This is a genomic window from Blautia sp. OF03-13 (assembly GCF_003460685.1).
Classification (GTDB): domain Bacteria; phylum Bacillota; class Clostridia; order Lachnospirales; family Lachnospiraceae; genus Fusicatenibacter; species Fusicatenibacter saccharivorans.
Genome location: NZ_QTVR01000033.1, coordinates 1 through 14,860 on the forward strand (window position 1 = coordinate 1; position 14,860 = coordinate 14,860).

11 protein-coding genes, 3 tRNA genes and 1 rRNA gene are annotated in these 14,860 nt (G+C 46.6%); 6 read left to right on the forward strand and 9 right to left on the reverse strand.

Features of this window, described 5'->3' with window-relative positions; translation table 11 throughout:
• Together DXA55_RS15885 and DXA55_RS15890 are read left to right on the forward strand one after the other, a co-directional pair.
• On the forward strand, positions 1-395 hold a 395-nt coding region (locus DXA55_RS15885; RefSeq protein ID WP_147342036.1), incomplete at its 5' end, for an RNA-guided endonuclease InsQ/TnpB family protein.
• A 195-nt stretch (positions 396-590) separates the two neighbouring features.
• Positions 591-1,655 carry a PTS transporter subunit IIC gene (locus DXA55_RS15890; protein WP_117804871.1) on the forward strand — a complete coding sequence of 355 codons (1,065 nt, stop codon included), beginning with the start codon at positions 591-593 and terminating at the stop codon, positions 1,653-1,655.
• An 87-nt stretch (positions 1,656-1,742) separates the two neighbouring features.
• Here DXA55_RS15890 and DXA55_RS15895 read toward each other — a convergent pair whose 3' ends face one another.
• The 5 genes from DXA55_RS15895 to DXA55_RS15915 form a co-directional block, all read right to left on the reverse strand.
• The gene (locus DXA55_RS15895; protein WP_158565103.1) at positions 1,743-3,626 is read right to left on the reverse strand and encodes a serine hydrolase domain-containing protein; all 1,884 of its coding nucleotides are present in this window, start codon (positions 3,624-3,626) and stop codon (positions 1,743-1,745) included.
• 177 nt (positions 3,627-3,803) lie between these two features.
• A complete protein-coding gene (locus DXA55_RS15900) occupies positions 3,804-4,334 on the reverse strand; it encodes a hypothetical protein (protein ID WP_242998638.1) in 531 nt (176 codons plus the stop codon).
• Positions 4,335-4,471: 137 nt separating this feature from the next.
• Entirely contained in the window at positions 4,472-5,371 is a 900-nt protein-coding gene (locus DXA55_RS17975; RefSeq protein WP_278309031.1) for an extracellular solute-binding protein, read from the reverse strand.
• Positions 5,259-6,854, reverse strand: coding sequence for a response regulator transcription factor (locus DXA55_RS15910; protein ID WP_117814618.1), 1,596 nt, complete (start codon positions 6,852-6,854; stop codon positions 5,259-5,261). Before DXA55_RS15910 ends, DXA55_RS17975 begins: the two co-directional genes overlap by 113 nt.
• Positions 6,855-6,920: 66 nt before the next feature.
• Entirely contained in the window at positions 6,921-8,552 is a 1,632-nt protein-coding gene (locus DXA55_RS15915; protein WP_117814619.1) for a glycoside hydrolase family 13 protein, read from the reverse strand.
• A gap of 101 nt (positions 8,553-8,653) precedes the next feature.
• Here DXA55_RS15915 and DXA55_RS15920 point away from each other — a divergent pair, with 101 nt between their 5' ends.
• The 3 genes from DXA55_RS15920 (at position 8,654) to DXA55_RS15930 (ending at position 9,913) form a co-directional block, all read left to right on the forward strand.
• The gene (locus DXA55_RS15920) at positions 8,654-9,616 is read left to right on the forward strand and encodes an AraC family transcriptional regulator (protein WP_117814620.1); all 963 of its coding nucleotides are present in this window, start codon (positions 8,654-8,656) and stop codon (positions 9,614-9,616) included.
• A gap of 150 nt (positions 9,617-9,766) precedes the next feature.
• Positions 9,767-9,838, forward strand: a tRNA-Glu gene (locus DXA55_RS15925).
• Positions 9,839-9,841: 3 nt separating this feature from the next.
• Positions 9,842-9,913, forward strand: a tRNA-Cys gene (locus DXA55_RS15930).
• Between the two features lie 108 nt (positions 9,914-10,021).
• Here the strand turns inward: DXA55_RS15930 and DXA55_RS15935 are convergent.
• Entirely contained in the window at positions 10,022-10,906 is an 885-nt protein-coding gene (locus tag DXA55_RS15935; protein WP_117814621.1) for an SH3 domain-containing protein, read from the reverse strand.
• A gap of 197 nt (positions 10,907-11,103) precedes the next feature.
• Positions 11,104-13,299, reverse strand: coding sequence for an alpha-galactosidase (locus tag DXA55_RS15940; protein WP_117814623.1), 2,196 nt, complete (start codon positions 13,297-13,299; stop codon positions 11,104-11,106).
• Between the two features lie 125 nt (positions 13,300-13,424).
• Here DXA55_RS15940 and DXA55_RS15945 point away from each other — a divergent pair, with 125 nt between their 5' ends.
• Positions 13,425-14,282, forward strand: coding sequence for an AraC family transcriptional regulator (locus DXA55_RS15945; protein WP_117814622.1), 858 nt, complete (start codon positions 13,425-13,427; stop codon positions 14,280-14,282).
• Positions 14,283-14,440: 158 nt separating this feature from the next.
• Here the strand turns inward: DXA55_RS15945 and DXA55_RS15950 are convergent.
• Both DXA55_RS15950 and DXA55_RS15955 read right to left on the reverse strand, forming a co-directional pair.
• Positions 14,441-14,512, reverse strand: a tRNA-Asn gene (locus DXA55_RS15950).
• A 179-nt stretch (positions 14,513-14,691) separates the two neighbouring features.
• Positions 14,692-14,860: ribosomal RNA gene (locus tag DXA55_RS15955) — 23S ribosomal RNA — on the reverse strand; the annotation flags it as partial.

Here is a 14,860-nt window from a genome sequence, read left to right on the forward strand (position 1 = left end):
TACAAAAACTTCATCATAAAATAGACAATATCCGTACGGATTACATCAATAAGACAATCGCAGAGATCGTAAAAACCAAACCATCTTATATAACGATTGAAGACTTAAATGTATCGGAGATGATGAAGAACAAACATCTTTCAAGAGCAGTTGCTTCGCAGAAGTTTTACGAATTCAGAATAAAACTGAAGGCGAAAAGCAAAGAAAATGGCATTGAACTTCGGGTTGCAGACAGATGGTATCCATCATCAAAAATCTGCCATTGTTGTGGAACGATCAAGAAAGATTTAAAACTTTCCGATAGAACATTTCGATGTCATTGTGGCTATGTCGAAGACAGGGATTTCAATGCGGCACTGAATCTGAGGGACGTAAAAACTTACAAAATTGCATAAGGAAGCAAATGTAAGTATGTACCGAAGGCTATTTCGGGAATTAAAGACTGTGGAGTGTACATGGACCTACGAGTAGATATGATTTCGGTCAATCAAAAGTATACACACTGAAGCAGTAAGTAAGATTCGTGAGAACTTACATTATCTCGATGTGATAAGTATATTTAATCACATTTTGAGTGGCAGGAATTCCATATGCGAACAATCAAAAAAGTCGCCTCGCACATCTTCATTGATGGCTTCGGCGGCATGACGCAGGGTCTTTTTGCAACCCTGATTATCGGTACGATGATTCAGCAGATCGGTCTTCTGATCGGCGGTTCGACCGGAAATGTGATCTATCTGCTTGGAAAAGCTGCCGCAGCCCTGACAAGTGCCGGTATCGGTGTCGGCGTGGCAGTGAAATATGGGGAAAGCCCGCTTGTCACGGTTTCTGCAGCCGTCGCCGCCATGGTCGGCGGTTATGCCGGCAAGATCACCGGCGGCACATTCTTTGTGGACGGAAATGCCGTTCTGGCAGGACCTGGCGAACCGCTCGGCGCTTTCATCGCAGCTTTCGCAGGCATCACCTGCGGCCATCTGGTTTCCGGCAAGACCAAGGTTGATATCATCGTGACACCGGTCATCACCATCGGAGCCGGTTCCGTTGTCGGACTGCTCGTCGGACCGCCGATCTCCCAGATGATGACAGGCCTTGGAAGCATCATCAACTGGGCAACGGAACAGCGGCCGTTCATCATGGGCATCGTTGTTTCGGTCGTCATGGGTATGGTTCTGACACTGCCGATCAGCTCCGCTGCACTCGGCATCATTCTGAATCTTTCCGGTCTTGCCGCCGGTGCCGCAACGATCGGCTGCTGCTGCAACATGGTCGGATTCGCGGTTGCAAGTTATCGGGAAAACAAATTCGGCGGCCTTGTCGCACAGGGTCTTGGAACCTCGATGCTTCAGGTGCCGAACATCATGCGTCATCCACTGATCTGGCTGCCCGTCATCTTCTCGAGTGCGATTTTAGGACCCGTCTCCACAATCCTCGCCAATATGCAGAATAATGCAACGGGAAGCGGCATGGGTTCCGCAGGTCTTGTCGGACAGATCACAACGTATCAGACGATGATCACTTACGATGATCCGAAGCTCGTCATCATCAAAATCATTCTGCTCCACTTCGTGCTTCCGGCTGTGATCACCTTGTTCTTCTCAGAGGTATTCCGCAAGGCAAACCTGATCAAATCCGGCGATATGGCTTTGAATCTGTAATCTGTATTTTTAAAAGGGAATGGAACTGCGCATCCGGCAGCTCCATTCCCTTTTTTATCCACATTTCTCTTCTGATTTTTTCTGTTTTTACACCGTTTCTTCTGCGTTTTCCGCATTTTCCACTGCCGCGGCCGATTCAGCTTCCGCTGCCGCTTCTTCTGTCCCCGTTTCTTCCCCCGGCCGCACACGGTGTGCCTCTACCATTGGCTCAATGGTCTGTGCCATCAGCAGATGGATCATGTCAAGGCTCCGCTCGCGGAACCGCGACGGCAGAAGCGGTGCGATCGCCACATCCGTCACGAGGGATTCAAGGCCCTCGATAATCAGATCCTTGCCCGGCGTCTCATTCCACTCCAGTCTGATCCGCTCGAAATCACGCTGGAAAATGATTTTGACCCTCCGTCTTGCGGCCTCTTCCAGAAATGCAAACTCAAGCTTCAGCACCAGTTCGCCGTCTTCATTCTCCGCAAACTGTCCCGTCGTTCCGAGCAGATACGATTCCTCGTTTTCCACCCATTCTACAACTTTGGACCCCGTAAGACCGATCTCAATGCGCTGTGTTTTTTCTCCCTCGGTCAGCTCGACAAAGAAACGGCCTTTTTCATAGAAGAAACCGATGCGGCGGATGCCGTCGGAAAAGTTGTTGTGGAAGACCTGCAGCGTCAGCGGAAACATGCCGACATGCGTGTCCTCCATTTTATATTCTTTTCCGTGCAGAAGCTGCGCCATATCGATCTGACGCGGTGTTCCGCTGTTCCGCGGCCCCGGTGTTCTCCGCTTCCAGCCGCCGCGCAGGATTCTTCCCGGTGTCTCTTTCGCGCCCTCCAGATCACGGCAGGTCTGCACCAGCTTCTGATATGCCATCGGGCTTTCCGCCTCGCCGGATTTCAGCTCTGCACCAAATTCCGCACCGAAATACTTCCGCACAATGTCAAGCATCTCACACGTCTGGAACAGCTCATTGCTGCCAGCATTCGTCACAATCACCACGCCGGTATCCGGATAACCGAGCACGTTCTGCCCCAGCATGCCATTGAACGCAAAGCTGCCCGGCCGCTCCTCCATCCAGACCTGGTAACCATAGCCATATTTTCCCATCTTTTCCGGCGGTGTCGCATGAACGGAGGTGGACGCTGCGACCCATTCCGCCGGGACGATCTGTTTTCCTTCGAATTTTCCGCCGTTCACGTACATCACCCCGAGCTTGGCCGCGTCCTCCGGGCACAGGAAGAGGCCCCAGCCGCCTTTCGTAATCCCTGCCGGGCAGCTCTCCCAGAAGATTTTTTTGATACCGAGCGGCTCGAACAGGCGCGGCCGCAGGTAATCCACCATCTTCATGCCGGTGCGCTCCTGTATGATTGCAGACAGCAGATACGTGTTCATACTGTTGTACTCAAACGCTTCGCCCGGCGTTCCCTTGACCGGCGCATTTAAGAAGCTGTCCACCCAGTCGTTGCCGGAAACAACGCCCATCTCGTTGAACTGTACGCCGCTCTTCATCGTCAGAAGATGCTCCACGGTCAGATTCGGGCGCAGGATCTTCTGCAGCAGACCGTTTCGTTTTTCAAAAATATCATAGACGTTCTCGTCCAGGGAAAGTTTTCCTTCACTGATCAGAAAACCGACCGCCATGCCGGTGATGCTCTTGCACATCGAATACGTCGCATGCCAGATGCCGCTGCGGTATGGGGCGAAATTGCATTCGCAGATGACATGTCCGTTCCGCAGGACCAGCAGATGATGCATGTCCGTATGGCGCGCAGCGGCGAGCTCACGAAGCATCTGCGTCAGCTTTTCCGATGAGATGCCCTCGCTCTCCGGCACCACGCGCGGAAAATACGTTTCCGGAGATGCAAAATCCCCGAACGCTTCCTTCTGCGGCGCAAAGTCCGTCTTTCCCATATGTCCTGTCGTCCCACTCATAAATCCCCAGATCATTTCCATTGCGGTTAACTGTTCTTTCGCTGCCATGTACGATGCCTCCTGTCTCATGCGGTTGGATTTCCCTGTTTTTCCAGTTTTCCTCATTATATCCAGATTCCTTGAAAATCGCAATGCTTCTTCTGATAAAAAAGAACCGACATAGAAATCTGTATTTCGATTTCTGCCGGTTCTTTTCCGTGTGTGATTTTTTTATTTTACTTTAGCTTACTCATTCCAGAGTTTCATACGCTCCTGATAATTCTGTGTGATAACTTTTTCTACATCTTCCAGTCCTGCGTCATTCATTTCGGAAATCATCTTGTCGTACTCTTCCATTGCCGCATCGTGGCTGTCTGCATTCACAATCTTCGGATATTCCTGATCGTAGATATCCTGGATTTTCTGCCATTTCAAGCCATCCGGAGTGCTTCCTGCCGGGGTAAGGCCTGCAAATTCTGCGGTATCCCATCTGTCGTTCTCACCAAAGTGATTCATAGCCACCTGCCGGGTCTCTTTTACTTTATACTGTGATACATCGTATGGAGTTCCGTCTGTACCATTTCCGTTCTTTACAAACCAGGTCCATTTGCGGACGCCGGTATCCAGTATTGTTTTGTCAAAATCCGTCTGGAATCCTTCAATCAGATCATCGTTCGGAACGTGTTTTCCATCTTCCATATTCCAGTTGGTTCCCTCAATACCCCACATCAGAAGATACTGTCCTTCTTCGCTTGCAAGGTAGTTGATCATCTTCATGGCTGCTTCCGGATTTTTACAATTCTTGGTGATCGCGATTGCATCCCAGCCAAGTGTACTTCTTCCGGAGTAAGTAGTTTCATCTGCACTGATTCCGTTTCCAAGGATTTTATAGGAATAGAATTTTGCATCTTCTCCTACAGAAGAAGCAAGTGCTGTATTTGCTGCATCGGTATCCCAGTAGGAAGCAAAGGTACTGAATACGTTGCCTGCAGACAGTTTCTGCGTCCACTGATTTTTCTTGTTGACAACCCACTCTTTGTCCAGAAGGCCTCGGTATACAGTTCATTGGCAAAGGACATCATCTCTTTGAAGTTTGGTGCTTTGGCAACATGTTCCAGATTGTCCCCATCCTGATAATATGTTTTCAGACCATACATTCCTTTTAATGTTCCATCGTAGTTTTTGGATTCTGCATCAAAGGTAATGGCAATACTCTCTTTTCCGTCAATGGTCGGATGAAGTTCTTTGAATTTCTTACAAATGTCAATATACTCTTCCTGTGTAAATGGCTCATCGCTGTCTGCGCGGTCTTTTCCAACGATTTCGCACAGATAATCATAGCGCATCAGAACACCGGCTACCGGATCCGGATCTTCTCCGTACCAGTTATTCAGATAGTAATTCTTTCCATCGGTATAACGACTCTTGTTTAAGGTTTCCCCGTACATCTCTTTTACATCCGGGCCGTACTCATCGATCAGATCATTCAACGGAAGCAGTGCGCCTGCCTCAATGTAACGGTTTACAATATCATTTCCACGATCCATCAGGACGATATCCGGGTAATTCTGACCGGTCAGCATCAGGTTCAATTTTTCCAGCGGATCTCCGGTTGGATTTTCTACCTGAATTTTGACACCTGTTTTTTCCTCAATTGCTTTTGCAACTGGATCATCAAAGGTATTGCTTCCGGAGTTTTTGTCAAAGATAGAAATCGTAACTCCGTCTGTTGTTACCTCGCCCGATGCAGATGATGCACTGCCGGATGCAGTACTTGATGATGTACTGCCATTTGATCCGCATCCTGCAAGCATTCCCGCTGCCATCAGGACACTCATCGCCATTGCGATACACAACGCCAAAGTAAGAAACATTTTCATATCCAACCGCCAGACTCACTTCCCGTACTTTATTTTTCTTATTCTTTAACAGTTCCGCCGCCCTCTGCAGACGCATTTCCGTATTGTATTCCAAAATCGTTTTTCCTGTTGCCTCTTTAAACAGGCTCCTCAGATAATTCGGAGACAAACCGACCTCCGCGGCCAGCTTCTCGATATCTGCGCTTTCCGAGCAGTGCTCCTGAAGATATGTTTTTACCTGATAAACGGCATAGTAATTTGGATTTTGATTCTGTTCTTCAAAAAATGCCAACATCCGTTCCAGATACTGCTTCATCTTTTCCCGCATCTGATAACTGTTGTTTGCTTCAAAAATTTCATTTTCTCTCAAAATTTTTTCTGCTTCCATCCAGTTTTCCAGCAGTTCATCGCTCAAAACAAGACGGTTCCATAGATACATATAGAGATTGTAAACTTCTCCCGCAAATGTTTTCGGCGCAAGCCCCTTTAGCTGTTGAAAATAATCTTTCATGGTCTGCAGCGTTTCCTGCTTTTTCCCGTTGCTGACCAGACGACAGATTTCTTCTCTCCGCTCCTTCTGTTCCCGGAAATGATATGCTTTTTCCTCTTCCGTTTCTTTTTCATCTGCACAGAAAAGTTCCGGTGGATCCATATGAAATGCCGGAACACAACAGTTCCGAAGTTTTTCCGCCTTTTCGTACAGGCAGTCAGCTGTCCATGCTCCACTGCACCATCCAACGGCTCTCGGTGCGTCTTCTTTCAAATCATTCCAGATCTGAAATGCCGTATCTTTCACCGACAGATACCCCGCCAGCAGCAGAATGCTGATCCGTTCCGTTTTGCTGATGTAACGGATGCCCTTGTATTTTTCCTGAATTTGGCTACAGATGTTTTCTTCCGTTTTTCCATAAACCGCTATGATTCCAAACCTGCACTCTTCCAGTTCTTCTCCAAATACACCACGGAAATTTTTCCGTAAAAGCTCTGTTTCCTGTTTTTCCCGCAAAGCCATTTCCAGCAACTGCTTCGCCGCCGTTTTCCGCGACCAGTCTGCTATCTCACTTTTCTCCAGTTCACTTCTCACTTTTCTCAGACATGCTTCTACTTCTTCAATCGTAAATGGCTTTAAAAGGTAATCCACGGCATTCACCTGAAAAGCGGAATGGATATAGGAAAAATCATCATATCCTGTCAGAAAAACAATTTTGCATGGATACCCCCGGCGTACGATCGTCTCTGCCAGTTCAATTCCACTCATTCCTGGCATCTGAATATCCGTAATCACAATATCTGCCATATTTTCTTCCAGGCACTCCAGTGCCCTTCTGCCATTGCGCGCGGTAAATACTCTGGAAATCCCGTTCTTTTTCCAGTCAATATAATCCCGCAATGTCTCCAGTTCAATTTCTTCATCTTCTACAAGAAGAACGCGATACATTTTCTCCCTCCTGTTTCCAGTTGCTCCTGCAGTTTTCTTCTCCTGCTACTTTTCATTTCTGTCTTTTTACTGCAGAAGTTCAATCATATACGCCTCATACGGCTGTAACTTCCACACTTCTTTTGTGAGACTTTCTGTATCATTATGAACCAGAACCGTTCCTTTTGTCAAATCATATCGGGCTTTCATCTCTGCCGCGGTATCCCGGAAATTGCAGAGCACAATCAGCTTTTTCTCTCCCAGATTTCTCTCATAAGCAAAAATATCCGGATTTTCTTCCTCAATCAGACGGAAATCCCCATAAACAAGAGTGTCATTTTTCCTACGCAGCGCAATTAGTTTTTGATAGAAATAGAAGAGGGAATCCGGATTTTTTCTGCTGTTTTCCACATTGATCTCCTCGTAATTCTGATTTTCCGCCATCCACGGTGTTCCCGCTGTAAATCCGGCGTGTTTTTCCGCATTCCACTGCATTGGCGTCCGCGCATGGTCCCGGCTGTTCCGTGCAAGATAGGTACGAATTTTTTCTTCCTCCCAGCCTTCTTTTTTACGGTCTTCGGCAAAATTTACAGACTCGATATCCTGATAGTCCTCAATCCGAAGCCCTGACACATTTGTCATACCGATTTCTTCCCCCTGGTAAATATAAGGAGTTCCTTTCATCCCATGGAGAAGGACAGCCAACATTTTTGCTGATTTTTCCCGATACGGTTCCCTGTCATTTCCAAAGCGCGATACGACACGCGGAAAATCATGGTTTCCCCAGAACAGGCTGTTCCATCCTTTTTCTTCCAGTCCCGTCTGCCATTTTTCAAAGATCTGCTTCAGTTGCGGCAGCGTATACGGTTTCGGATCCCAGTTTCCACTTCGGATGCCGTCGATTCCCATCAGTTCAAACTGAAAAATCATACTGAGCTCCTGGCTTTCCGGATCAGAATACTGCTGTGCCATTTCTACCGTAGCACCTCCGGTTTCCCCCACTGTCAGGATCTGTTCTGATTTTCCATACGTATTCTGATTCATTTCCATTAAGTATGTATGAATCTGCTCCGAATGAGTATCATTTCCTCCATGTCCATCTTTTACAATATTGTCAATTGCATCCAGCCGGAAACCACGGATCCCTTTATCCATCCAGAACTGGAGCATCCGGTACAGCTCTTTCCGAAGCGACGGATTTTTCCAGTTCAGATCCGGCTGCATTACACTGAAACTGTGATAATAATATTCCTGAACCTCCGGCACCCATTCCCAGGTGCTTCCTCCAAAGAATGCTCCGCCGCCTTCTGGCGGCTGCTCCTTCGTTCCTTCCTTCCAGATGTAAAAATCATGGTATTTACTGTTTCGATCCTTTCTGGCTTCCAGGAACCATGGGTGCAGATGGGAACTATGATTTAAAACAAGATCCATCATGACCACAATTTCCCGCTTTTCACAGGCTGCGATCAGTTCTTCCAGCTCTTCCATTGTGCCCGCTTCTTCCATTACTTTATAATAGTCACTGACATCATATCCATTGTCGCAATTAGGAGAATCGTTAAAAGGCGAAAGCCAGATGGCTCCAACACCAAGCTCCTGCAGATAGTCCAGCTTCTGCAGAATCCCTCCAAAATCGCCGATGCCGTCTCCGTTGCTGTCACAGAAACTTCTGGTGTAAATCTGATATACGGTTAAGCTATGCCACCACTCTCTTTTCATTTTCTGTCCTCTCTTTCTTTTTTCCCATAAAAGCAGTATAATGATATTATCTTATATTTTCTAACCTGATTTTCGTATTTAATGAAAGGATTTTGACTTTTATGAAAAAAGAACGTTCAAAAGAGCTCTTTTCTCCTGAATCTTGTTCCCCTGTTCTTTCTGACGGAATCCGGGATTTTACCGTGCATGGAACCGAACCTGTTCCGCTCCATATCTATCATCAGGATTATGCTCATGGCGGGCTCTCTGTTCCTTTTCACTGGCATAAAGAATTAGAATGGATCTGGGTTGAAAAAGGTACTCTCACTCTGACACTGAAAACTGAAACCCGGACAATTTCCGAAGGTACTTTTCTTTTCATCAACAGTCACGAACTGCATCAGCTCTGCAGCATTGGAACTACCCCTTCGGTTCACCATGCCCTTGTATTTCTTCCAGAAATTCTCTCATGTGCCTATCTGGATTCCTGTGAAGCAGACTGGATTCGTCCGCTGCTCTCTCATCAACTGCTTCTTCCGGCTTTTCCATTGGAAGAGCTTTCTGCTGCTGAAGCCTCCTCTCAGACACAGAAAACATTTGTACTGACATTATCTGAGCTTTTCCAGGAAATCCTGTATGCATACGATACCAAACCCATCGGCTGGTTTCTTCTGATCAAAAGTGACATGTATCGGATTCTTGCACTTCTGGCGCAATACCAGCTTTTTCTTCATCCGGAACCCCTCTGCACTCGTAAAAAAGAAAGATCTGATCAGTGTAAAAAACTCTTACGTTATATTCAGGATAACTATGATTCTAAAATCCGTCTTTCAGATCTTGCTGCTATACTCAATATGAATCCACAATATTTTTGTCGTTTCTTCAAAACGCACTTTCACACAACGCCTATTTCCTATATCAACCAGTACCGCGTAACCCAAGCCGCAGATCTTCTTACCGGCAGCTCGCTTTCTATCTTGGAAATTGCTCTGCATACCGGATTTGAAAGCCCCAGCTATTTCGCCAGCATTTTCCGCCGGACTTTTGGTATGTCACCGGAAGAATATCGAAAAGCCATGCCCTGACCCGGCAAATTTTTTCCTTCTGAATGCACGGCAACACAAATCTCAAAAATTTTTGATTTTTTTTCAAAAAACACTTGCCAAACTCGTTTTCTTATGATAATATACTACTTGTCGCTGAGCAAAAATCACGGCAGACAAAATAAAAACTTCGGCTCCGTGGTCAAGCGGTTAAGACATCGCCCTTTCACGGCGGTAACACGGGTTCGATTCCCGTCGGAGTCATATGGCGTCGTAGCCAAGTGGTAAGGCAATGGTCTGCAACACCAGTATCCACCGGTTCAAATCCGGTCGACGCCTCTATTTTCCCGGAAACAGATGGTTTCCGGGATTTTTCTTTTTCAAAATTATTTCAAAAAAGCTGCCGGTTCTGTTTGCTTCGGCAGCTTTTTTGAAAATATCATTTTTTTAATTTTCTTTTTCTTTCACATAGTCTTCATACACATACGCCGTTTTTCCCTCATACGAAATCTTGTACCATCCGTTCTCTTTTCCGAGCATTTCCACTTCTTCCCCTGTCGTCAGAGCTCCGATAACCTGGCTTGTGCTGACGTTGGGTTCTGTACGTACATTGACCGGTGAGATACAGGTGACGGTTTTCTTACCCTTCTGCTTTTTCACGCCATCCGAATTATTTTCTGCTTCCAGCGCTCTTTTCTGCTCCTGGCAGGCCGTCTGAAATGTTTCTGTCAGCAGCTCATTGTCCGGGAACTTCAGAGACTCCAGTATTTCCGGCACGATTTGCTGTGTATCGTTGCTGCCGCTTCCTTTTTTCCATATGATCTGATACCCTTCATTCTCCGTTTTCACCCCGCAGAAAAATGCAATCGGAATCTGCAGGGAATTTTTTACCTGGAAACGATAAAAGGAACTCTCGTTATCTTTTCCTTCGTTAGCTGTTTTCACCATAAAATCGCTGATGCTGTTTTCCCCTGTTATTTCATTCGGATAGAGCAAATTTTCAGCGCTCTCTTCGTCCTCCGGAAAATCCATAAGCGCTACTTTTGCCATTCCTTCCCGATACGATATCTCAAGACTTTCCCCCTCTTCTGATATGAAACTGCATTGGATTTTCTCATCTCTCATTACATTCCAGCCTTCTGGAAGTGTGATTGTAATATTCTGGTATGTAGAAAGAAACTCTTTTTCACCATCTTCTGACTCATCCTGGACACTGGATGCTCTTTCGGAGACAACCGATGGATTCTCCTTTTCCACCTGCTGATTTCCACATCCCATTACCACAATAGTTGTCATCAAAAGAACAGCTAAACAGTTTTTTCTGTTTCTCATGTACAATTTCCTTTCTTGACAGTTCCGTCTTTATTTTCTGTCAGAAAATTTCTTTTGCTTATTGTATCACAACTATTTTTGCACTGTAAAGAGTACATTCCTTCCCTCCTGCTTTGATTTTCTTTATGCAAAAAAATCTCCAACCAGATTGAGGTTCCCTCCCCCAAAAATCCAGTTGAAGATTTTTCTTATCTTTTTTATTTTACTTCTGTAAATTCGACCCGGATACTCTCATACTCTCCCAGCACCTGATGCAGGGTCAGCCCCGCACGGTTCCAGGTACGGCCAAGGCGGACTTCCTGGTCCAGACTGCAGCGGTACAGCTTATCCTCTGCAAGACCGCACACTTTCGTGTGAACCGGAAGCATATTTCCTTCTGCGTCAGTCTTTACGATCGTAAGCAGTGCGCGGCTCTGATCCTTTGCCACGAACTCCCATGCCATGAAATCCTGTTTTTTCAGTCCGGTCAGACGGTAATACAGGCCTTCGTGTGTGAGCTCGTAATATTCATGCATCGCAGCAACCTGCTCTTTTACCATCTCTTTTTCTTCCTCTGAAATCTTATTCAGATCCATCTCATATCCAAAGCTTCCTGCCAGCGCCACATCGCCTCTTGTCCGGAACGGTGTCACACGGCCGGTCTGATGGTTCGGGCATACCGAAACGTGGGAGCCGACGGTGCTGATCGGATAGAAGAACGAGCTTCCGTACTGGATGGAAAGACGGTTGATCGCATCGGTATTATCGCTGCACCAGATCTGCGGGGAATAATACATCATACCGGCATCATATCTTCCGCCTCCTCCGCTGCAGCCCTCGAGCAGCAGATTCGGGCATGCGGCAAGGAATCTTTCCATCAAATCGTAAACACCGAGCACATAGCGGTGATACATCTCTCCGTTCCGGCTCTGTGCTGCCACATGGCTGTAAACATCGCAGACGCTGCGGTTCATATCCCATTTGACATAATCAATCTTTGCATCATGAACGATGGTTGTCAGACGCTCCAGCAGATACTCACGCACATCCTCACGCGTCATATCAAGTACAAGCTGATTTCTGCTGTGGTTCGGCACACGGCCAGGAATTGCAAATGCCCAATCCGGATGTGCACGGTAAAGATCACTGTCCTCGGAAATCATCTCCGGCTCAAACCAGAGACCGAATTTCATGCCCATCTTGTGAATTTTTTCTGCAAGCTGCGCCATGGAGCCGTTCATCTTTTTCTCGTTGACGAACCAGTCACCGAGACCACTGTTATCATCCTCTCGTTTTCCAAACCAGCCATCGTCAAGCACCAGCATCTCAATGCCAAGCTTTTGCGCCTGTTCTGCAATTTTCAGAATTTTTTCTTCGTTGAAATTAAAATAGGTTGCTTCCCAGTTGTTGATCAGAATCGGTCGTTTGGCATGCTTGTATGCGCCACGGCAGATATGCTCGCGGATGATCTCATGATACTGCTGTGACAGTTTGGTAAAACCGGTTCCGGAATAGCTTAAGATTGCCTGCGGGGTATCGAACGCCTCTCCTTTTTCCAGATGGAAGCAGAAATTGGTCGGATGAATACCCATCTGAAAACGGGTCTGATTTTTCTGATCCTTCTGTGCTGCCGCAACAAAGTTTCCGCTGTAAACGAGGCATGCGCCGATGCAGGAACCGTGTGTCTCACCCGCACCCTCCTCGCAGAGGATCACAGCCGGATTGTAATGATGGCTCGATGTACCACGGGTGCTTCCGATCTCGACTTTTGCATGCTGCACCGGAATCCGCTCCGCCGTACGCTCCATCGCATGACGACCCGAGAAATAGATCATCTCATAATTTTCATACATCAGATCCATGCTGAAAGACAGCATTTTTTCCAGCTCAATCGCCGTTTCTCCGTGATTTTCGAGTCTTGCCGCTCTCGTAATCACATTTTCCTTTTCAAATACACCGTAAAACAGCTTCAGAACAATATCGGAAGCCTTCTCCGTCATTGTAATAACAAGAGTCTCACCTTTTTCTTCCTCTGTATCGTACAACGCCGGCATTCCGGGAATAGCATAGGAATAATCCAGAATTTCGAACGAATCGAAACGAAAATCTGCTGCAAAGCTGCCGTCCGCGTGGCGGATCTCAATCATATCATCACGGAAATCACCGACACCACTTCCCGGAATTTCCTGCGGAAGTGCATCAAGAGAATATTTCCGGTTAGGGCCTGCTTCCTCTGGATTTCCTGCAAATCCCATATCTGTACAGAAAATCAGACCGGAAAGATTTTCCTCACCGATTTTTTCTCCATAGTAGAGATGCAGAAGCACATTTTTGTCATCTGCGAACATCTGGTAACTGCTGTCTTTTGTCTGGAGGGTAAATAACCGTCCATTTTCACTTACTTTGATTGCCATGATTTCCTCCTCCTGCGGCATCTTGCAGTATCCTGCAAAACACGATATAATTTTACTGATATTTCGGAATCTCATCCTTTGTGACATTCCAGCTTTTCTGATGATTCTTTTTGTGAGGTATACTTATGGAAACTTCCTGGACACTTCCTGTCCCAAAGCATAAATTTTCGGATCTTTATCTCTGCTTCTGCGGCTACGAAGCCTGCCAGCCGTTCCACAGCTACGGCCCTGCTGTACGCCCCAATTACGTGATCCACTATATTATTTCCGGGAAAGGCACTTTTACCATCGGAAACCGCACTTACCGCCTAACCGCCGGACAGGGCTTTTTCCTGATGCCAAATGTCCGCACCTACTATGAAGCCGATGCGGATGATCCCTGGACCTATCTCTGGATCGGTTTTGACGGTGAAAAAGCTGCCTCTTATGTACAGGAACTCGGTCTTTCCGAGGAGCACCCTGTCTACCAGTGCAGTTTTTCCGGTGAACTGCAGTCCCTCTTGTTTCAGATGCAGAAGCACAATACCTACGACACCTCTGACCAGTATCTTCTGGAAGGCTGTCTATACCAGTTTTTCTCAATTCTTTCCCGCGAAATCACGCTTGCCGACCCTTTTGCACGGGAGAGTGGCAATCTTTACGTGGAAAAGGCCGTCGAGTTTATCCGAAATAATTATTCGAATGAAATTCTTGTCTCGGATATTGCCAGATATGTCTGCGTCAACCGGAGTTATCTCTATACTCTGTTTCAGAAATATCTCCATACCTCACCGCAGGACTATCTTTCTTCCTGCCGGATCACGCGTGCGCTTGAGCTTTTATCGTATACGGATCTCTCCATCGAAACGGTCGCTTTTTCCTGTGGTTACCGGAATGCCGAAGTTTTTACCAAAGCCTTCCGCCAGAAGCAGGGCATGACGCCAAGCGCCTATCGGAAAAAGTTCCGCCTTGACACGACTCCTGACTCTGCACATGTTCCGTGATCTGTCTGATTTCATTATAACGAAATCTTTCTTCTATGAACAGGAAGAAATGTTATGGAAAACCGTCAAAATGTTAGATGGCGTTTCTTAATGGCTACAGACAGCAAAAAAGCGATACAGTCATGATTTTTCATTTCCGTATCGCTTCTTCATCTTAACTCCCCGAGTTGGGCTCGAACCAACAACCCTTCGGTTAACAGCCGAATGCTCTACCATTGAGCTATCGAGGAATATCTCAGGAATCTTTTCCTGACAATCGTTACTATAACACAATCTTTTTCGAAAAACAAGTATTTTGCGGAAAATAATTACAAAAAGCCACCGGATCTCTCCGATGGCCTTTCCGATATACCTTCAAAACCGCATACACTACACATCTATCATTCCATTTTTTGTGAACACAACCATTCAGGTCAAGCCCTCGACCGATTAGTAACAGTCAGCTCCATGCCTTACGGCACTTCCACCCCTGCCCTATCTACCTCGTCGTCTTCAAGGGGTCTTACTTCTTTCGAATGGGATATCTCATCTTGAGGGGGGCTTCACGCTTAGATGCCTTCAGCGTTTATCCCTTCCCG

What these genes read in the sequence shown, in the direction of transcription:
- DXA55_RS15890 (WP_117804871.1), top strand. Translation starts at nt 591, where the DNA reads ATGCGAACAATCAAAAAAGTCGCCTCGCACATCTTCATTGATGGCTTC.
- DXA55_RS15895 (WP_158565103.1), bottom strand. Translation starts at nt 3,626, where the DNA reads ATGGCAGCGAAAGAACAGTTAACCGCAATGGAAATGATCTGGGGATTT.
- DXA55_RS15900 (WP_242998638.1), bottom strand. Translation starts at nt 4,334, where the DNA reads ATGAAGATGATCAACTACCTTGCAAGCGAAGAAGGACAGTATCTTCTG.
- DXA55_RS17975 (WP_278309031.1), bottom strand. Translation starts at nt 5,371, where the DNA reads ATGCTTGCAGGATGCGGATCAAATGGCAGTACATCATCAAGTACTGCA.
- DXA55_RS15910 (WP_117814618.1), bottom strand. Translation starts at nt 6,854, where the DNA reads ATGTATCGCGTTCTTCTTGTAGAAGATGAAGAAATTGAACTGGAGACA.
- DXA55_RS15915 (WP_117814619.1), bottom strand. Translation starts at nt 8,552, where the DNA reads ATGAAAAGAGAGTGGTGGCATAGCTTAACCGTATATCAGATTTACACC.
- DXA55_RS15920 (WP_117814620.1), top strand. Translation starts at nt 8,654, where the DNA reads ATGAAAAAAGAACGTTCAAAAGAGCTCTTTTCTCCTGAATCTTGTTCC.
- DXA55_RS15935 (WP_117814621.1), bottom strand. Translation starts at nt 10,906, where the DNA reads ATGAGAAACAGAAAAAACTGTTTAGCTGTTCTTTTGATGACAACTATT.
- DXA55_RS15940 (WP_117814623.1), bottom strand. Translation starts at nt 13,299, where the DNA reads ATGGCAATCAAAGTAAGTGAAAATGGACGGTTATTTACCCTCCAGACA.
- DXA55_RS15945 (WP_117814622.1), top strand. Translation starts at nt 13,425, where the DNA reads ATGGAAACTTCCTGGACACTTCCTGTCCCAAAGCATAAATTTTCGGAT.